At 42.3% G+C, this 19,913-nt stretch carries 14 protein-coding genes and 2 pseudogenes; all 16 read right to left on the reverse strand.

Translation table 11 applies throughout. The features are described from left to right. Positions 1-24: 24 nt before the first annotated feature. Positions 25-2,061, reverse strand: coding sequence for a glycine--tRNA ligase subunit beta (glyS, locus tag RDV49_RS10165; protein ID WP_037608306.1), 2,037 nt, complete (start codon positions 2,059-2,061; stop codon positions 25-27). 207 nt (positions 2,062-2,268) lie between these two features. Further along, positions 2,269-3,186, reverse strand: a complete 918-nt coding sequence (glyQ, locus tag RDV49_RS10170) for a glycine--tRNA ligase subunit alpha (RefSeq protein WP_002886077.1) — start codon at positions 3,184-3,186, stop codon at positions 2,269-2,271. A gap of 507 nt (positions 3,187-3,693) precedes the next feature. Then, positions 3,694-8,112, reverse strand: a complete 4,419-nt coding sequence (locus RDV49_RS10175; protein WP_003010387.1) for a S8 family serine peptidase — start codon at positions 8,110-8,112, stop codon at positions 3,694-3,696. A 269-nt stretch (positions 8,113-8,381) separates the two neighbouring features. Continuing rightward, the gene (locus tag RDV49_RS10180) at positions 8,382-9,224 is read right to left on the reverse strand and encodes an aldo/keto reductase (RefSeq protein ID WP_003010389.1); all 843 of its coding nucleotides are present in this window, start codon (positions 9,222-9,224) and stop codon (positions 8,382-8,384) included. Then, complete coding sequence (locus tag RDV49_RS10185; protein WP_003010391.1) at positions 9,221-9,439, reverse strand: hypothetical protein; 219 nt, start codon at positions 9,437-9,439, stop codon at positions 9,221-9,223. Before RDV49_RS10185 ends, RDV49_RS10180 begins: the two co-directional genes overlap by 4 nt. A gap of 131 nt (positions 9,440-9,570) precedes the next feature. Beyond that, entirely contained in the window at positions 9,571-10,728 is a 1,158-nt protein-coding gene (nagA, locus tag RDV49_RS10190) for an N-acetylglucosamine-6-phosphate deacetylase (protein WP_037608475.1), read from the reverse strand. Between the two features lie 153 nt (positions 10,729-10,881). Continuing rightward, entirely contained in the window at positions 10,882-12,513 is a 1,632-nt protein-coding gene (locus RDV49_RS10195) for a Na/Pi cotransporter family protein (protein WP_037608308.1), read from the reverse strand. Between the two features lie 450 nt (positions 12,514-12,963). Further along, positions 12,964-13,314, reverse strand: coding sequence for a 30S ribosome-binding factor RbfA (gene rbfA / locus RDV49_RS10200; protein WP_003003976.1), 351 nt, complete (start codon positions 13,312-13,314; stop codon positions 12,964-12,966). A 73-nt stretch (positions 13,315-13,387) separates the two neighbouring features. Further along, positions 13,388-15,814: pseudogene (gene infB, locus RDV49_RS10205) on the reverse strand (translation initiation factor IF-2); the annotation flags it as partial. Positions 15,815-15,978: 164 nt separating this feature from the next. Continuing rightward, positions 15,979-16,102: pseudogene (locus RDV49_RS10435) on the reverse strand (translation initiation factor IF-2 N-terminal domain-containing protein); the annotation flags it as partial. A 16-nt stretch (positions 16,103-16,118) separates the two neighbouring features. Further along, a complete protein-coding gene (locus RDV49_RS10210; protein WP_003010399.1) occupies positions 16,119-16,418 on the reverse strand; it encodes a YlxQ-related RNA-binding protein in 300 nt (99 codons plus the stop codon). Next, a complete protein-coding gene (gene rnpM / locus RDV49_RS10215; protein ID WP_003010401.1) occupies positions 16,411-16,707 on the reverse strand; it encodes an RNase P modulator RnpM in 297 nt (98 codons plus the stop codon). Before rnpM ends, RDV49_RS10210 begins: the two co-directional genes overlap by 8 nt. A gap of 14 nt (positions 16,708-16,721) precedes the next feature. Continuing rightward, positions 16,722-17,864: a transcription termination factor NusA gene (nusA, locus tag RDV49_RS10220; RefSeq protein ID WP_003010402.1), complete on the reverse strand. Its 1,143-nt coding sequence runs from the start codon at positions 17,862-17,864 to the stop codon at positions 16,722-16,724. A gap of 44 nt (positions 17,865-17,908) precedes the next feature. Beyond that, the gene (gene rimP / locus RDV49_RS10225; RefSeq protein ID WP_003010404.1) at positions 17,909-18,388 is read right to left on the reverse strand and encodes a ribosome maturation factor RimP; all 480 of its coding nucleotides are present in this window, start codon (positions 18,386-18,388) and stop codon (positions 17,909-17,911) included. 97 nt (positions 18,389-18,485) lie between these two features. Beyond that, positions 18,486-19,121: a tRNA (guanosine(46)-N7)-methyltransferase TrmB gene (trmB, locus tag RDV49_RS10230; protein WP_003010406.1), complete on the reverse strand. Its 636-nt coding sequence runs from the start codon at positions 19,119-19,121 to the stop codon at positions 18,486-18,488. Then, entirely contained in the window at positions 19,118-19,912 is a 795-nt protein-coding gene (ccrZ, locus tag RDV49_RS10235; protein WP_003003852.1) for a cell cycle regulator CcrZ, read from the reverse strand. The genes trmB and ccrZ overlap by 4 nt, the downstream gene beginning before the upstream one ends. Position 19,913: the final 1 nt, after the last annotated feature.

A 19,913-nucleotide genomic window follows, 5' to 3' on the forward strand; every position in this document is an offset into this window, starting at 1 on the left:
TACTTTCTACCTGTCATCAGGTACTTATTTTGTGTTCAATTGGTTGAAGGCTGCAACAGCATTAGCTTTCGCTACAAGGCCTGCAAGAAGGGCCAAACGGTTGTTTTTAACAGCCTCATCTTCTGCCATAACCATGGTATTGTCAAAGAAAGCATCAATGACTGGGCTAAGAGCAAAGAGTTGAGCCAATTTGTCGCTAGCTGAACCAGTCAATTCAAGATCTTCAATTGCTTTAGCAAGGGCTTTTTCTTGATCGTTTTCAAAGAGACTGGCATCGACTGCTACTGAAGCATCTGCTTTTTCTGCCAAGTTAAAGGCACGAGAGAGGGACTCAACAGCCGCCTTATAACCATCGGTCTTCGCAGCTTCTGAAAGAGCTTCAGCTGCTTCCAGCATATCAGCCACGACAAAGTTTGAACCAGCAAGAACAGCATCTTTGATGTCTTTTGGTGTGCGTCCCATCATCTTGTCCACACGCGCCTTGATGAAGTTGAGCACTTCTACTTGATTGTCATATGAAAGGCTATCAAATGAAAGGGCGTAAAGGCTGTCGATCAACTCATCCATAGGGATATGCCAACCAAAGGCATCCAAGATACGAACAATCCCTTGTGTTGCACGACGAAGCGCATAAGGGTCATTGGAACCTGATGGAATCAAGCCAACTGAGAAGAATGAAAGGAGGGTATCCAATTTATCTGCAAGGGCAAGAATAGCACCAACCTTAGTCTCTGGAAGAGCTCCGTCTGCTGAATCAGGAAGGTAGTGCTCACGGATAGCTGTCGCTACCGCAGCATCCTCACCAGCAAGGAGGGCATATTTTTCACCCATGATTCCTTGCAATTCATCGAACTCTCCGACCATACCCGTCAAGAGGTCAAATTTGTAGATTTCAGCTGCACGAGCGACGGCTGCCTTTTCTTCTGCAGTCAAACCAGCTTGCTCAGCTAGTGACGCTGCAATGACACCAGCACGCGCCATGTGTTCTGAAAGAGAACCAATTTTTTCATGGAAAGTCACGTGTGCCAATTTAGCAACGAGGTCTTCAATCTTAAGTTTTTGGTCTTCACGCCAGAAGAATTCACCATCTTCGAGACGCGCCACCAAGACTTTTTCATTTCCTCGAACGACATTTTCCAAGTGCTCAGCGTTCCCATTACGAACTGAGATGAAGTTTGGTTTCAGCTGACCATCAAGGTCACGTACAACAAAGTAACGTTGGTGTGTTTCCATTGATGTCACCAAAACCTCTTCTGGAACGTCCAAATATTTAGTGTCGAAGCTTCCCATAAAGGCAGTTGGGTATTCGACCAAGTTCAAAACTTCATTCAAAAGTCCTTCTTCGATTTGGACCTGAACACCTTGATCTGCCTCGATGGCTTTGATTTGCTCACGAATCATGTTTTCACGTTCTTTGCTATCCGCAATCACGTAAACGGTACGAAGGTCTTCTTCATAAGAATCCGCATTAGTAATTTCTACTTCATGTCCAAGGAAACGGTGCCCACGGCTCACACGACCTGAGTGGATATCCAAGAAATCAAGGTCAAGCGCTTCGTCGCCCAAAAGAACGATCAAGGTGTGAACTGGGCGAATGTATTCAAATGTGTTGTTAGCCCAGTGCATGCTGACAGGGAAGGTCAATGAAGCAAGCACTTCTGGAACGCCAGCCAAGACTTCTTTAGCTGGTTTTCCAGCTTCGTGCTTCGTAACATAAACGTACTCTTCACCTTTGACTTCACGAAATTCGATATCGTCAACCGTCAAGCCTTTTCCACGGACGAATCCTTGAGCCGCTTTTGAGAAGTTTCCATCTGCATCCAAGGCGATTTTCTTAGAAGGTCCTTTAAAATCTTCAGTCAAATCCGATTGTTGGTCAGCTAAACCAATCACACGGACTGCCAAACGACGTGGTGTTGAGAAGGTTTGAATGCTTTCGTATGAAAGACGGTTGTCATCCAAGAAGGCTGCCATTTTCTCACCCAGTTGTTTTTCACTTGGTGTGACAACGTAGGCTGGCAACTCTTCAAGTCCAAGTTCTACTAATAAGTTTTTTGTCATGTTTTTTCTCCGAAAAATATCTTTTTTTCCAGTTTGCCTTATGTGATTGGCACGCAGCAACCGACTTCGTCGTTTCATTGCTAAAATTGGAGCCTAAGGTCTCCAATTTTGCCTGGTATCGTTAGTTTCTCTAACGATACCTTTATCACTGCGGCAACTGGTTCTGTAGGATTGCTCGATCAGCCAATCCCATCTAATACACTCTCGTTATTCTTCCTCTTCTGCTAGGAGTTTGGCGCGTGTGGCTTCGTCGAGAAGTGGGTAACCAAGTTTTTTACGTTCTGCGACGAAGGTTTTGGCTACGACACGGGCCAAGTTACGGATACGGGCAATGTAACCGGCACGTTCTGTAACGGATACAGCACCACGAGCATCAAGCAAGTTGAAGGTATGCGAACATTTCAAAACGTAGTCATAGGCTGGGTGAACAAGGCCCAATTCCAAAGCACGTCCTGCTTCTTTTTCAAATTTTTCGAAGTTTTCAAGAAGCATATCTTGGTCAGAAACTTCAAAGCTGTATTTTGAGTGTTCATATTCTGGTTGAAGGAAGATTTCTCCGTATTTAACGCCTGGAGCCCACTCGATGTCGTAAACAGAATCAACTTCTTGGATGTAAGAAGCCAAACGTTCCAATCCGTAAGTGACCTCAGAAGTTACTGGGCCAGTTGCCAATCCACCAACTTGTTGGAAGTAGGTGAACTGAGTGATTTCCATACCATCAAGCCAAACTTCCCAACCAAGACCAGCTGAACCAGTTGATGGGTTTTCCCAGTTATCTTCAACGAAACGAATATCGTGTTCCAAAGGATTGATCCCCAATTTTTCCAATGATTCAAGGTAGAGCTCTTGGATGTTTGATGGTGATGGTTTCATCACCACTTGGAATTGGTGGTGTTGGTAAAGACGGTTTGGGTTTTCCCCGTAACGTCCATCCGCTGGACGACGTGATGGTTCTACATAAGCCGCATTCCATGGCTCAGGACCAATGGCACGAAGGAAGGTATATGGACTCATGGTTCCCGCACCTTTTTCATTATCATAAGCCTGCATGAGCATACAACCCTGGTCATTCCAGTATTGTTGCAAAGTCAAAATAATTTCTTGGAAGGTTAGTTTTTTTGACATCTTCTTCTCCTTTTTATAAATTCTTGCGACATGAGTCTGCCTCGTCGATTTTACGAAGCAAGACGAGTTAGTACTGCGTCTAGCTCAGGCACCCTAGTGCTGAGCGTGTGGCAGTCCGACTGTAAGGAGTTCTCTGCCACTGACGCAGTGGAAAGTCAATTTTTTAGACATGTTTTACTCCTTATTCATAAAGTTTCTTGCGACTTAGGATACAAAAAGAACCGTGTCTCTGCTCCTAAGTCTATGACCTAGGGGCGTCAGAAACGCGGTTCCACCCTAATTTATTACTTCATTTTATTTTACTTTACTCAGCTTTTTACTGAGAGAAAGCGCCACTTGCTTACTTTGCTCTACTTGGCTCTCACTATCCCAAGCTCGCTAGAAAAACGCCGTAAGCCCTTCTTTCTTGACTAGTATTATAGCAGATTTTTAGTGACTTGTAAATTAAAATCCGCATGAAACAATCGTTTCATACGGATTTTAGGCTAACAAACAAGGTTGTTTTTCTTATGGACGTCTCGCAGCTTTTGGTTTTTTACCATGAAGTTTTTTCTTGGCATTCTTCAAGGCTGTCAAAGCATCTTTCACATCTTGTTGGCTTGCTCCTGGATTTGAAAGGATGGTTTGTGCATCCTTGAAGGCTGCTAGGTAAGCTTCTTTTTCTTCATTTCCAGCATAGATGAATTTAGCATTCTTTTCTTGGAACTTCAATTCTTCCTTGATGTATTTTTCAAGGCTTGAAAAATCAGTTGCTTTCCCATTTAATTTTCCTTCCGCACGGCTAAGCTCAGCAAGTGCTTGATTGATTTGTTCTTGTTTCACAGTTGGATCAACTGCAAGCAAGGCAACTGTTTGGAAAGCACGATCGTAGTCGCGACGTACTTTTTCTTTGGCATTGGCATAACGACCAGTTTTAGTCGTAGCATCGTAAGCCTGCATCGCTTCTTTTAAGGCCGCAACGTTTGAAATTTTCCCATCCAAAGCTTGGCTAGCAGCTTCAAGACTAGCTAGAGCTTGGTTGACTTGCTCTTGACTAACCTTGTTGGTCAAGGCTGCTTGGGCAGCTTGCAAAGCTTGATCATAGGCTTCCTTCTTATCCGCACTGGCATTGAAGTATTGCGCTGTCTTTGTAACATCTGCTTGGTTGTTCAAAGCAGCCAAGAGATTCACTTTTGAGATTACTCCAATACGATAATTGTTGTTACGCCCTGCGACAACTGAGATCACTGGTGCTTCCTCAGCTAGTTCATAGCCTGTAGGAAGAGTTGCAACCAAGGTATATTGACCAGTTGCTACAGATTTACCAAAGCCATTTTTACCATATTTTTCAGCAGGCAAGACAAAGTTTTCACCATCTGCCCCTTTTAATACGATCGTAGTTGCTTTTGAAACCGGTTGATCAAAGCTGATGCTAACTGGTGCATATTCTAAAGTATTGGCAAGGAAAGCGATCGTTTGGAAACTATTATCCTCTGTCAAATCAAATTCTTGTGTCAAGCTGCTGACAAATTTCACTTCTGTACGATCATACGTAAAGATTTCTGCAGTATAATGACCAAAGTTCAAGAAGTTAATATCTTTTGTCTTATCAACTGACACATATTGACCATTACTATCTTTGATTCGGTAAACATACATAGTATCCAAATCTTTGTTCGTCTTAGCGTCACGAACAGCAATTTGAATCCGGCCACTATTTTGATCCCGAACTAAATCAGCTAGTGAAACATAGTCTACGTTCCCTGCAAAGTCCTCTACGTAGTAATAGATATTCTTCTTATCGATATTTTCAGGAAGATCGAAACTACCATCTGCATTCGCTTTAATGACATGGTAATTTTCAAGGGCACGTGTCCCATTCTTATCATCACTAGTTTGGACCATTGTTCCCTTATCATCAAATGGTGTGACGTAAACGAGTTTTTCAGATAAGATTCCGCCGTCTCCAACATCTTTGGCTTTACGAGCTACAAACTGTTGTGCCCCATCTTTAAAGCGAATATATCCAGATGTGATCACTGGTTTTTGAGTATCAACTTGAACCTTAAAGGTCGTTGATTGCTCTTCAGCACCAGGAACCATTGGTGTGTAACGAATGACATAATCATATAGACCATCTGCTACTGCATTCCCATTCGCATCAATACCATTCCAAGTAGTATTAGCTAATGTGTAGCTGCGTGGGTTCTTTTGGTCACCGTTGAAGAAGTTCTTACGATGGTCAGATGGAGTTCCTTCCCACAATGGATTTTTATGTTCCGTATCACTTGCTGCATAAACAGTTGCACGAAGGTTTTCAATGTTTCTAAGGGCGACTGTCTTGTATTCAACGAGGTCTTTATTTCCATCTTCATTTGGCGAAATGGCAATGCGAACATTCCCATTCTCATCTAATTGAAGAGAATGTGTACCTTCCGCATTTTCTTCAATACCAAGAACTGTAATCCGACGACCATCTCGTTTTCCTTGTGTGAGGAGAAGGTCATTTTGCAGGGTAACAAGCGCAGAAACATTGGCACTAGAGGAGATATTCAAATCTTTTGGAACATGATAGTAGAAGCCATCTTTTCCTTCGCGAACCAAATCATAGATTGGTTTTTCAACAGCTGGAAGGTTTTGGAATTCTCCCTTGAATCCCATAAACGGCAAGCTAACTACATCCCCATCATCTGCTGGATCGACAAAACGAACAAATCCTTCAAGGAAATAGCCATTTGGCATTTCTTTGCTTAATTCTTCTGTGAATTTACTTGTGTCGACTTTCACTGTAACTGTTTCAGAACTATGTGCTTTCACGGTTACTTCAGGCCAAGCAGTTTCTGTTAATTTACGTGGACGTAGGGTAAATTTACCATCCTTCACTTCATCTGTGTCAGTATTCACCAACATTTTCAAGGTACGATCGGTATCTGAAATATTGTGGACTGTGACATCAAAGGTAAAGCTATCTCCAACATTACCAAGAGTAACGCTTGGATAGTTGTTTTCACCAGTCACATACAAGTCTGTTGAAACGGCTGCGGCTGTGTCTACAACCCCTGCTCCTTGTTGGCGTGGAGACGTATAGACACCGGTTTCTTTGTTAACATGTGGTTTAGCCGTAGACATAATCAAGGCTTTCACAGTTGCAGAAACTTGTTCAGGAGTCAATTCTGGATGGTTCTTCACAAGGTATTCTTTGACCAAAGCTGCCACACCTGCTACATGAGGTGAGGCCATACTAGTACCACTCATATCCCCGTAGGTATTGTCATTTAAAGAAGAGAAGATATTCCCACCAGGTGCTGTGACATCTGGTTTCAACTGACCATCTGTTGTCACTCCCCAGCTTGAGAAATCAGATAATTGATCTGCCTCTGGAGATGGACGGTTGGCCATAGTATTGTTAAAGACAATTTTGTAGGAACCTGCCTTAAGAGCTTCCCCATAGCGTTTTGAAATAAAGACAGATGGGATCTTTTTCGCATCTCCTTCAATTGCCATGCCAAGGTTAGATCCTTCCACATTATTGTAGACCAAAGCTCCTGCTGCTCCATGATGGAATGCATTCGCAATCTTTTCTGAGAAGGGAATTTCCCCACGTTGGATTAAAGCTAATTTACCGGTAAGGTCCAAATCTTTGAAATCATCTTCTTTTCCAAGACCAACTGACACATATTCGTACTCTTTGCCTTTTTCAAAATCAGCATCTGCAGCAGATTTACTGTAATCAAACTTACCGTTATCCGCTTCCGCATTGCCTTCTAGACCTTTCACCTCAAATACTTCTGTCGTAATAACATTATTATTGATAGAAGCAACAGAGATGGAGTCCTCTACCGTTGATGGGTTTCCGACCAAACCATAATCTGGATTTTCAGCAGAAGGTCTTGAGTAACCATTTCCAAAGCTATTGCTATTTCCTGCAGAAATTAAGACAGATACGCCTTTAGCGCGCGCTCGTTTAATGGCATCTACAATATCTGAATCCGCATTGACCGTAGAACCAGTCGTAGAGCCAAGACTCATGTTGATAGTATCTGCACCAAGAGCTACAGCATCATCAATTGCTTTTACATAAAGAGCAGATCCTGTTGTTTTTTGACGATCTGAAAAGACACGCATAAACATAACTTGCGCTTCTGGTGCTACACCATAGATCTTTTCACCGTTTCCTGCTTCTTTATCAGGATTCCCTGTTGCAATCCCTGTAACGTGCATCCCGTGAGAATCTCTTTCGGCCTCTTTGATATTGTCGGTACCATCAAAGTAGTCATAAGCGTAGACAACCTTGTCGTTGTACCATTTACCATAATCAATTCCTGCCGCTTTCTTAGCAGCTTCGATTTCTCCTTGGTTTTTAAACTTAGCTTTTGAAGGATCGGTAATCCGAAGAACCTCGTGGTTCACATCCAAGCCAGAGTCGATAACGGCGACAACCATCCCTTCCCCTTTATAACCTTGCTTCCAGGTTTGGGGAACAGTAATAATTTCGTCACTTTCGATGCTTTGAGGTTTTTCAGCTGCCTCATGGCGATTCGTTGTTTCTGAACTTGTCGCAGTAGCCACTGCTGTTGCTTTTTCTACAGGTTTTTCCGCTACTTCCGGTTTTGTTTCTGGAACAGTAGCTGCCTCTTTCGGAGCTTCTGTTTTTTCAACAAGAGCTGCTTCTGTTGCATTCGTTGTCTTTGCAGCAACTGTTGCTTCTTTTGCAACTTCTACTTTCTCACTAGCAACTGCTGTACTTGCTTCTGTTGCTTGTGAATGCTCTTCTTCAGCAGGTGCCTGTTGAGTAGTGGCTACAAGCTGTGTTCCAGCACTCGTTTGGCTGGCCGCTTGTTCTTCAGCACTCGCTTGTGCAGATCCAAATACCAAAACAGCCCCTAATAAAACTGAGGCTACACCAAATTTGTATTTTCTTAATGAAAAACGTTCTTGTCTATTCATAGAAACTCCCCTTTTATTTTAATAGTAACTATTATAACGCAAAATTATCTGAAAATTCATTCAAAAAACAAATTGTAACACAAATGTAACATTCACGAATGTTACTAACTATTAATTTATTTTCGTTCGGAAAAATGTAAATTAGTATGGGAAGGTATTATAGAACATCTGTTTTTGTTGGAGTTTTAAAATTATTTAATCATTGAAAGGATTTTAAAAACCGAGAACGAAACTGTCCTCGGTTTTCATTAATGAATAGATATTCTTTCTTAAAAATCCTTGGTGTCTGGATCTGGTGCACCTGCTTCAACCGGAAGATGGCGAAGGAGTTCCATATCATCTGCCGTCAATTCAAAATCAAAGCAATTTAAATTACTCGCAATCCGCTCAGGTGTAACCGATTTTGGCAGTGGAAGGAAACCTTCTTGCAAACTCCAAGCCAAGGCTAGTTGAGCGACCGTCTTTCCATATTTAGTAGCCATTTCTTTTACTTGTTCATTTTGGAACAATTCTCCTTGGCCAAAAGGTCCCCAAGCCTCTAGTAAAATGCCATGCTTACGACTCGCTGCAATGGCTTCGCTTTGGTAAACCCCAGGTGCTAGACGAATTTGGTTCACAGACGGAATGACCCGAGCTGTTTCAAGGAGGGCTTCCAAATGATGAGGCAGAAAATTGCTAATACCAATAGCTCGAACCTTGCCAGCAGCTAGCATATCTTCCATTGCCCGCCAAACCTCAGCATTTCGTTGTTTCCAAGCATCATTTTCTCGAAGAGGTTTTGGATTTGGCCAATGAATCAAATAAAGATCTACATAGTCCAAGCCTAGTTTCTCAAGAGACTCTTCCAAAGCAGCTTGAGCGTCTTCATAGGTGTGATGAGTATTCCAAAGTTTGGTGGTAATAAACAGGTCTTCGCGCGCAAGACCACTGTCTTTAATGGCCCGACCCACACTCTCTTCATTCTGATAAATCGCAGCTGTATCGATATGGCGGTAACCTGCTTTTAAAGCAGCTAAGACAGCTTGATAGGCTTCTTCTCCATCCGCTGCTTTCCACGTCCCAAATCCCAATACAGGAATCTCCACCCCATTATTTAAACGATAATGATTCATTTTTTCTTTCCTTTCTTCGATTTCGGTTTCTTAGGCCCTCGAAGCTTGAGCTCTGGCTTAAAAATATTTTTCTTGGTTGGCTCTATCTTCTTGCTATAAAAACTATAGAGTAAAAATGACCCACCAACGATCACAATAAAGATATTTTTTCTTACAATCCCATAGAGCAAGAAAAAAATTCCCATCAATAAAAAACGTATATCAATTGCCTTCATAAGCTACCTCACATTTCAATTCCCATTATAGCATGAAAAGACAGCATTCACAAAATTGCACTACCATTGGTAAACAAAAACCTCTCTAGGTATGACCTAGAGAGGAAGTATTCTATCTTTAATTCTTGAATCTAATTGGTAGCTTGGTAACGTTTGACCCCATCGAGATAGGTCGCAACCAGATCCAAATTTTGATCAAGAACGATGAAGTCCGCATCATACCCTTCGCGAATTTGACCACAAACATCATCAATATGGACTGATTTTGCCGGATTGAGGCTGGCCATCATCACTGCTTCGTGAGGGTTAGCAATCCCCCACTCTACAACATTTTTTAATCCATCTTTCAATTTCAAGATTGAGCCAGCTAGATTACCAGTTGATTTCAAGCGAGCAGTCCCTTCAGCAACCACGACTGGGAATTCCCCAAGCATATAATCCCCGTCTTCTAAGCCCCCAGCTGTCATACAGTCCGTAATCAAGGCAACATTTTCTTTTCCTTTTTGTTTCATCAGGATATCACACGCTAGCGGATCAACGTGATGGCCATCACAGATCAACTCTGCTGTAGTATGAGGCAACTCATACATAGCACCAACCATACCGAGTTCACGGTGCGTCAAACCACGCATACCATTGTAGGCATGCACCCAGACACTCGCACCTGCATCTACCGCTTTTTTAGCTTCTTCAAAAGTAGCATTGGAGTGTCCCAAAGCAACAGTCACCCCTTCTCCTGTAATGGTCCGAACAAAGTCTTCTACACCTTCACGCTCAGGAGCAAGGGCAATCTTATTCAACAGACCATTGGCAGCTTTTTGCCAAGCCCGGAATTCTTCCATACTTGGATCCTTCATATAAGATGGGTTTTGAGCTCCCTTGTATTTTTCTGTAAAATAAGGTCCTTCAAAATAAATCCCGCGAATCTTAGCTCCTGTTGCTTCTTTGTATCGTGCACCGATATTTTCCGTTACTGCCAAAAGTTGTTCGTAAGAGGAAGTAAGGGTCGTAGGCAAAAAGCTCGTAACCCCTGTACTCAAGAGCCCTTCACTCATGGTATGGAGAGTGCCTTCGATATTATTATCCATCACATCTACCCCACCAAATCCGTGAATATGGGTATCTACGAGGCCAGGCGCAATGCTGTAACCAGAATAATCCAGCACATCCGCACCTTCTGGTAAGCTTTCCACATGTTTTCCAAACTTGCCATCAACAAGCTCCAAATAGCCTCCGCGGCGAACCCCATGTGGATAATAAAATTGATCTGCTTTAATATATGTAGACATAGTCTTGTCCTTTCCATTGTAGGAACTGTGTTCCATTTATATTCATACATATTATAACGCTTTCACTTCCATTTGTAAATGGTCTAGACCTATTTTTGAATAGAATCCAACAAAAAACAGAGTAAGCTTCCTACTTACTCTGTTTGACGTTCCTTAAATTTGCTCGATTTGTACTTTTTCAGCGAGATTCATGGCATGGTCTGCAACACGTGTATAGTGAGAAATGATATCAATAAAGTTTACTCCGGCTTGAGGTGTACATTCGCCTTGGTTCAAACGACGAATATGGGTTTTCCGAAGTCTTTTCTCCAACTTTTCAATTGCCTCGTGACGTGCTACCAATTGGTTTGCAAGACTCACATCATTGTTCTCAACAGCTTTTAAGGCATCCTCTACAAATTGATGGGTTTGGTTGTAAATATCTTCCAATTCAGCCAAGGCCGCTTCTGAAAAGACCACTTTCTTACGAATTAAATAATCGGTCAGATTGATCAAGGCTTCCGCGTGATCTCCAATCCGCTCCAAATCCCGTGAAGAATCCAAGATATTGGTGAGAACTTCACTTTCTCTCGGACTCAAGGCTTCACTCGACAAACGAATCAAGTAGCGAGTCAAATCATCATCAATGGTATTGATGGCTTCTTCTGTCTTATGACCCTTTTCAGCTGTTTTTTCATTTTGATGAACAATATAATCATAAGAAAGATTAAAAGCTTTGTCTGCATATCCACCTAAATGAAGCAACTCTTTTTTTGCATTTCCAAGAGCAATCGAAGGTGCTTGAGTGATCAAATTTTCATCCAAGTAGAGCGGTTCATATTTGACAACCTCGTCCTCACCAGGAATCAGCTTGGTCACAAAGTATGCCAAAGCTCCAATGAATGGGAACTGGATGATGGTATTGGTTATATTAAAGGTTCCGTGAGCAAAGGCTATGGTCATTTCTGGGGATAAATGAAGAGTCGTTTCAAACCATTGAATCAAAGAGGTAAACGGAACAAGGAAGACAAGACAGATAATGGTTCCGATAACATTAAAGGCTACATGGGCACCTGCCACACGTTTGGCCGCAATATTAGCTCCCAAGGAAGCAATGATAGCTGTAATGGTCGTTCCGATATTATCACCAAAGAGAACTGGGAGGGCTCCTTTCAGGTCAATCAAATGACTAGCATAGAGATTTTGCAAGATACCAATGGTTGCAGAAGAGGCCTGAATCAAAAGTGTTAAGCCTGATCCAACAAAGACACCCAAGATAGGACTTTTACTTAACTGCACCATATAGTCACGAAAGACTTGCAAATCTTTAAGAGGTTCCATAGCCCCACTCATCAAGTTGAGGGCAAAGAAGATACCACCGACACCAAAAACGATTCGTCCAACATTATTAACCAAACGATTTTTGGTAAAGAAGAGACAAACCGCTCCGATAAAGAGCATGGGAAGAGCGTAGTCTCCTAATTTAAAACCAATGATAAAGGAGGTAATAGTCGTTCCAATATTGGCCCCCATAACAATACCAATAGCTTGACGGAGGGTTAGAAGTCCTGCACTCACCAGACCGACCGTAATCACTGTAACCCCTGAACTCGACTGAATCAAGGCAGTCATCCCAATCCCTACTAGAACCCCTAGAAAGGGATTACTCGTATATTTATCAATATAGTAGCGAAGTCGATCTCCTGCAGCCTGTTGCAAGCCTTCTCCCATGGTTTTAATACTATAGAGAAAGAGCCCCAGCCCTCCCAAAAAGTTAAATACAATTTCCTGCCAGTTAATCGACATGTTCATTCCTCCAAATTTGAGATCAGAAATAAAACTCCTCTCCTATTGTAAAGGATAATTTCCAATCACACAAGAGATTTCTGTAAATTTCTATTATTTTTTGAAACCGTTTTTTCCTTCTGTTTTATTTTCCTCGTTTTAAGAGCCAAAAAAAGAGGGTGGAAAATTTCCAACCCGAGACTGTAGACAAACTATTCTTTTTTATAAATCTAATAAATTCTATAAAAAGAAATGTTACTCGTTAGAGTGATTCAATCATCTACTGAAACTTTTCGTCGTGAGAAAAGTACCTGAAACTTAATAGTTTCAGGTACTCGGAATTATTGAGACCTTAGGCTCAATAATTAGTCATGGAACTTCGAAGAAGTTCGCTGACGTCCGTACTCACCTAAGGAAAGTTTCTAAGAAGACTTTGTCTTTCAATCTGGGCGTGGAAAATTTCCAACCTCTCTAGTCTTTGTTCAAATTGCGTAACATCTCATCGATCTTGTTACCGTATTCGATAGACTCGTCTTTGACAAAAGTAAGATCCGGAATCTTGTATAATTTCAGATTCCGACCTAATTCACGCTTGATGGTTCCTGTTGCTTTTTCAAGGCCTGTCTGAGCCTTTTGATTGTCTGAAGCCAAATCACTCATAATTGAATAATACACTTTGGCCATAGACAAATCACCTAGCATTTGAACATCCGTAATGGTGACGCCTTGAACACGCGGGTCACGGACTTTCTTTTGTAAAATCTCGTTGACTTCCCGCTTAATTTCCATCCCTACTCGGTCTGTCCGAAAATGACTTGCCATAGGAACTCCTTTCTGCTCTGTGTTTAAAAACTAGGAAATCAGAGGAAAACCCTCTTTTTTCCTAGTCAGCATCTTATTTTTTAATTTCTTCCATGATGTAGGCTTCGATGGTATCATCTGTCTTGATATCATTGTAACCTTCAATCATCAATCCACCTTCACGACCATTTGTGATCTCCTTGACATCATCTTTGAAGTGTTTCAAGCTTGCAAGAGCACCGTCATAAATCACGACACCGTCACGAATGACACGGACTTTGGAATCACGAGTAACCTTACCACTGAGGACCATAAATCCACCGATGGTACCCACTTTAGAGACCTTAAAGGTTTCACGAATAACTGCTTCCCCGATGACTTTCTCTTCGAACTCAGGATCCAACATTCCCTTCATAGCATCTTCCATTTCTTCAATCACTTTGTAGATAATTGAGTGAAGACGGATTTCCACCTCGTCAGCTTCAGCTTGTTGACGTGCTTGTGGAGTAGGACGGACGTTAAATCCGATGATGAAGGCATTTGAAGCTTCTGCAAGGGTCACGTCTGATTCGTTGATCGCACCAACTGCTGAGTGAACGATGGTCACTTTCACACCTTCTACTTCAATCTTTTGAAGGGAAGCAGAAAGAGCTTCAACCGAACCTTGTACATCGGCTTTAATGATGACATTAACAGATTTCACTTCCCCAGCCTTCAAGGTATCAAAGAGATTTTCAAGGCTGACGCGGTTGGTTGCTTGACGTTGTTTCATCAGAGCACGTTTGGCACGTTCTTCACCCGCTGCACGCGCTGATTTTTCATCTTCATAAACCGCGAAGTGGTCACCCGCCATTGGCGCTTCGTTCAAACCAGTGATAGAAACCGGAGTAGATGGTCCTGCCACCTTCACACGACGTCCAAGGTCATTGGTCATGGCACGGACACGTCCAAAGGTATTTCCGACAACGATTGGGTCTTGAACATTCAAGGTACCTTGTTGAACAAGGAGAGTTGCCACCGCACCTTTTCCTTTATCCAAGCGCGCTTCGATAACAGTACCGATGGCACGAACAGTTGGATCTGCCTTGAGTTCTTGGATTTCAGCCACAAGAAGGACCGTTTCCAAGAGTTCGTCGATATTTTGGTTGAACTTGGCTGAGATTTCTACAAACTCAGAATCGCCACCCCAAGCAGTTGACATAACCCCATGCTCTGCCAATTCACCGATGACACGCTCTGGATTAGCTCCTGGTTTATCGATCTTGTTGATGGCCACAATGATTGGAACATTGGCAGCTTTTGAGTGGTTGATGGCTTCGATGGTCTGTGGCATCACCCCGTCATCTGCTGCTACGACCAAGATGGTAATATCGGTAACAGATGCACCACGCGCCCGCATAGAAGTAAAGGCCGCGTGTCCAGGTGTATCCAAGAAGGTAATCTTCTTGCCATTTTCCACGATTTGGTAAGCCCCGATGTGCTGGGTGATTCCTCCCGCTTCACCTGTTGCTACACGTGAATTACGAAGGGTATCCAAAAGGGTAGTTTTACCGTGGTCAACGTGTCCCATGATGGTGACAACTGGTGGACGCTCTACCAACTCATCTGGATTCAAATAGCCATCTTCGACGAAGAAACGTTCGATATCCGCATTGTCCACTTCAACCTTTTTCTTGGCTTCAATTCCATAATCCACCATCAAGAGTTCAATCGTATCTCCATCCAGCGATTGGTTTTGAGTCGCCATGACTCCCATCATAAAGAGTTTCTTGACGATTTCAGCTGGTTCACGCTTGATGCGTTTTGCGATTTCTGCAACCGTCATTCCATCCGTATACTCAAATTCACTTGGTAATTCATGGAATTTACGCTCTGTTACTGGTTTTGGAGCATCATTACGGTTGTTCTTTCCTTTTTTATTTTTCTTATTGTTATTCCAGTTACTATTTCTCTGATTTCTCACTTGATTTTGACTATTTCGATTCCTTTGTTGTTTTCTTGGACCATCTTCTTCACGATCAAAATCATCGCGTTTCTTATCTGGTCGCGCTTGTTTCTTCCGACGTGTATCGACTTGAGCTGGAGCAGCAGCAACAGCTGGTTTTGTATGGTTCTCAACAGCTGGCTCCTGTACAGGTGCTTTCACTTCTGGTGCTTCTACCCGTTTCCGGCGCTGTTGACGTTCTTGTTCTGCTTTTGCAGCTTGTTGTTTGTAGCGATCTTCACTTCCACGTGCGTACTCAGCATTTTGTTCAGCCTTCAGTGCTGCTGCACGCGCTTTGAAATCAACTTTTGGTGCTACTTGGGCTTGTTCACCACGTCTTTGATCTGGTCGGTTATTGCGACGCTCAGAACCTTGATTTCGTTGTTCATTTCGCTCTTGTGGTCGTTGATTTCGGTTGTCACCATGACGCTGATTGTCTTTGCGATCACGTTTTGGACGATTATCTTGTTGTTTCCTACGTTCAGCCTGCTCTTTTGCACGCGCTTCTCGTTCCGCTTTAAAGTTACGACTCTTTGGTTTAGCAGCTGACGTTACTGATTTTGTCTCAGTTGCTCCTTCTTTTTTGATGGGCGCTGCTTCTTTTTTCTCTGCGACAGCCGTTGTCTTGGCAGCCACTTCTGCTACTTTCTTTTCGACTGTTTCTTTTTTCGCTGAAAAGCTCTTGATCAACTTTTCAGCAACATCAGTATCGACACTAGATGCATGACTCTTGACGTCAAAACCTAATTCTTTCGCACGAGTGACGACTTCCTTACTTTCCTTGCCCAATTCTTTGGCAATTTCGTATAATCTTTTCTTAGACAATTGCTGTCCTCCTCTTCTATTCCATAAGAGACCTCATTTTCTTTGAAAATCCAGCATCTACAACAGCGACGACCTTACGGGCACGTCCAATTGCAGTGCTTAATTCTAGTGTTGAAAACACGGTAGATACTTGAACCTCATAATAGTGACCCTTATCCGTCACCTTTTTTGTCAGGTTACTAGCTGCATCATTTGCCAGAAAAACTAATTTTGCTTTTTCTTCCTGGATTGCTTTGATCACGAGTTCTTCTCCAGAAATGAGTTTTCCTGCTCTTTGCGCCAAGCCCAACAAATTACTTATCTTTTGCTTATTCAAGGCCTAACTCTCTTCTCTTCACCTTATGATCTACATAAGCGATCAATTCATCATAGAAAGCTTCTTCCACTTCCATATTAAAGCTACGATTAAAAACTTTCTTTTTCTTAGCAAGTGCCGCTTCTTCATTGTCTAGCTTGATGTAAGCACCTCGACCATTGGCCTTGCCAGTTGGATCGATAAAGACTTGTCCTTCTTTATTTTTGACAATGCGGAGCAAATCGCGCTTATCAATAATTTCATTTGAAACGACAGATTTTCTTAAAGGGATTTTTCTTGTTTTTACCATTTTCCCTCCCTCACTTAGTCGACTTGCTCTTCGCCACTTTCTACTTGGTCTTCAAAAGTTTCTTGAGCTGCTTCCATTTCTTCGAACTCACTTGCAGATTTGATATCGATGCGGTAACCAGTCAAATGAGCCGCCAAACGAACGTTTTGACCACGACGACCAATAGCAAGAGATAATTTGTTGTCTGGAACCACAACGAGAGCATGTTTGCTATCTTCATCATCAAAAATAACTTGGTCCACTTCTGCAGGAGCGATCGCATTGTAGATAAATTCAGCTGGATCTGGAACCCACTCGATGACATCGATATTTTCTTCTGTCGGAACCATACGGTCTAATTTTTGATCGTATCGAGCTGGGTGGAACTTGCTGGTAATCTTTTTAATATTCGATCCACCACGACCAACGATAGTCCCAATCGCATCTACGTTTGGATTATGGCTACGAACCGCAACTTTTGTACGATCTCCAGCTTCACGCGCTACACTCATAATCTCAACAGTTCCATCATAGACTTCAGGAATTTCTTGTTCCATCAAACGTTTGATCATTTCAGGATGGCTTCGGCTAACAAAGACATTGACACCACGAGGGTTATCTTCTACCTTGTAAACAAAAACTTCGATCCGGTCATGGGATTGGAAGACTTCTCCTGGAATTTGGTCTTGCTTAGACAATTGTGCTTCGATTGAACCAAGATTGACATAGATAAATCGATTGTCAAAGCGCTCCACCGTTCCACTCATGATTTCATTTTCATGTTCTTTATAAGTGTTATAGGTGATGGTGCGCGTTTGCTTACGCATTTTTTCCATGATCGTTTGTTTAGCAGATTGAGCTGCTACACGACCAAATTCAGCTGGTGCTTCTTCAAACTTGATCTTGTCCCCCAACTCATAAGCAGAGCTAATGGCTAAGGCATCCTTCAAGCTGATTTCTAAACGGCTATCAAAGACTTCATCCACCACTTCACGAACCGTATAAACACGGAAATCTCCAGTTTTTTCATTGAATTCAATCGCTGCACTTTCTGATTGTCCATAACGACGGCGATAAGCTGAACGCAATGATTCTGTGACGGCTTCGATGATATCTTCTTTTTTGATCCCTTTGTCTTCTTCCAAAATGCGGAAGGCTTCTAGCATTTCTTTACTCATGTTTTTCTTGCCTCTACTATAAAGGCATCCTTTCTTTCATTCTGTTACAATTTTACAGCCAACCTTGCTTTGGACACAAGGTTATAAGGAATTTCTACAGTTTTCTTTCGTGTTTTATCCATATACTCGATGGTCAAAACATCCTCTTCAAAACGCACCAAGGTTCCCTCAAAGACCTTTTGCTTTTCAACAGCCTTGTACAAGCTTATGTTTACATACTTACCAAGAGCTCCCTCAAGGGCTTGCTTGGTTTTCAAAGGTCTCTCCAGGCCAGGACTGGTAACTTCTAAAAAGTACTGTTCTGGAAATGGGTCTGGTTTGATTTGATCCAATAGCGGGCTAATGATTTCTGTCAAATCCGCTGTATCATTCAGTGTGATCCCTTCTGGTTTGTCTACGAAAATGCTTAAGACGTAGTCACCACCCATTTTGCCATATTCAACATCGACCAATTCAAATGGTTCCTGGATGGCAGGCTGAATCACTTCTGTTACTAAGTCAACAATCGTTGCGATGGTTGCCACCTCCTCATAGATAAGAGGCGAAGATATTTCCCCGCCTCTCCTTTTCTATTCATTTAAGGTATTATAACACGATTCCCCAATGATTGCAAGGAATATGCTAAAACTGTGCTTCTACACGGTAAATGACCTGGCCTTTACTTGAGAACTTTTTCTCATATTCCGTCATGACATTCCCCTCAAAATCACTATCATGAAGATCTAGCCAGACTCCCTTCAAAGTCATACCATACTGTGAAAAGCTCACTAAACTGTATTCAAACAGACCTCGATTATCTGTTTTAAAGTGAATCTCCCCATGTTCTGGAAGAATTTGCTTGAAGGTATCCAGGAAGGTCTTGTAAGTCAAGCGACGCTTCTCATGACGTTTCTTAGGCCAAGGATCTGAAAAATTCAGATAGAGTTGATCAATTTCCCCATCTTCAAAATAGTTGGTCAAGCTATCTCCGTCTACCCAAAGCAATTTAATGTTAGGAACATCAGCTTCTAAGACCTTATCTAAAGCATAACTCAAGACCGATTTTTGAATATCAATTCCGATGTAGTTGATCTCTGGATTGGCCTTGGCCATTCCAGTAATAAAGGCCCCTTTTCCGCTACCCACTTCGATATGAATAGGATGGTCATTCCCGAAAATTTCATGCCATTTTCCCTTGGCATCTTCTGGATTTAGGACCACATATTGCGGGTTCGCTTCTAATAATTCAGTCGCTCCCTTGCGATTTCTAACTCTCATATTTCCTTTCCATATTTCAACCGGAAATTGCGCAGAGCATAGATCTCGCGATTGACATTTTCTAAATCATTATTTTCATAGTATTTAGCAATTTGGCACAAGAAAGAGTATTGACCAAACCAATAGAGTTTATCAAATACTTTTTGATTGTACTTGTAGCCATAATAGCCTAACCAATCGCGCCAATTAGAATCTGGGATATAGTGACTCAAGATATGCGCCACATCCAACATCCGGTCTGTCAAACGAACAGAGTCCCAATCGACTAGATAAATCAAGCCGCTCTCTGTCTCAATCCAGTTACTATGACGGACATCCCCGTGGACGATCGTCGCATAATCCTCCCGAAAGGCAGGCACTGTCTTACGTAAATTCTTTACGACTGATTGGATATAGTGGTTCTGACGTAGGGCAATTGGCAACCGGTTGCTCCAAGAATTGAGCAATTCTAATGGAGATTCCACAGGATAGCCAAGTTTTTTCAATTGGGTCATCAAAGGTCTAGAACGGTGCAATCTCGTTAAAATATTGACCACTTGTTTTTTCGACATCCCATTTGGCGTGAGAATTTCCCCATTCAACCATTCTTGGGCACTCATCACATTTCCATCTGGCAATCGTCGACTCCATAACAATTGAGGAGCAATCTGTTCTTTTGCTAGACCCGCAAGGATTGGGGTCGTATTCATTTTTACAAAAACGCGCCCACCATCTGGGTAGGTCCCCATGTAGGCCTTCCCACTCTTCCCAGGAATTGGGGTGAGGCTTAGCTCTTTTTCATTCGAGTCCATC

This window comes from Streptococcus parasanguinis (assembly GCF_031582885.1).
GTDB classification, from domain to species: Bacteria; Bacillota; Bacilli; order Lactobacillales; family Streptococcaceae; genus Streptococcus; species Streptococcus parasanguinis_M.

Bases quoted from the DNA above. Each gene is read 5' to 3' on its own strand.
- glyS (WP_037608306.1), bottom strand. From the start codon at position 2,061: ATGACAAAAAACTTATTAGTAGAACTTGGACTTGAAGAGTTGCCAGCC.
- glyQ (WP_002886077.1), bottom strand. From the start codon at position 3,186: ATGTCAAAAAAACTAACCTTCCAAGAAATTATTTTGACTTTGCAACAA.
- RDV49_RS10175 (WP_003010387.1), bottom strand. From the start codon at position 8,112: ATGAATAGACAAGAACGTTTTTCATTAAGAAAATACAAATTTGGTGTA.
- RDV49_RS10180 (WP_003010389.1), bottom strand. From the start codon at position 9,224: ATGAATCATTATCGTTTAAATAATGGGGTGGAGATTCCTGTATTGGGA.
- RDV49_RS10185 (WP_003010391.1), bottom strand. From the start codon at position 9,439: ATGAAGGCAATTGATATACGTTTTTTATTGATGGGAATTTTTTTCTTG.
- nagA (WP_037608475.1), bottom strand. From the start codon at position 10,728: ATGTCTACATATATTAAAGCAGATCAATTTTATTATCCACATGGGGTT.
- RDV49_RS10195 (WP_037608308.1), bottom strand. From the start codon at position 12,513: ATGTCGATTAACTGGCAGGAAATTGTATTTAACTTTTTGGGAGGGCTG.
- rbfA (WP_003003976.1), bottom strand. From the start codon at position 13,314: ATGGCAAGTCATTTTCGGACAGACCGAGTAGGGATGGAAATTAAGCGG.
- rnpM (WP_003010401.1), bottom strand. From the start codon at position 16,707: ATGGTAAAAACAAGAAAAATCCCTTTAAGAAAATCTGTCGTTTCAAAT.
- nusA (WP_003010402.1), bottom strand. From the start codon at position 17,864: ATGAGTAAAGAAATGCTAGAAGCCTTCCGCATTTTGGAAGAAGACAAA.
- trmB (WP_003010406.1), bottom strand. From the start codon at position 19,121: ATGAGAGTTAGAAATCGCAAGGGAGCGACTGAATTATTAGAAGCGAAC.
- ccrZ (WP_003003852.1), bottom strand. From the start codon at position 19,912: ATGGACTCGAATGAAAAAGAGCTAAGCCTCACCCCAATTCCTGGGAAG.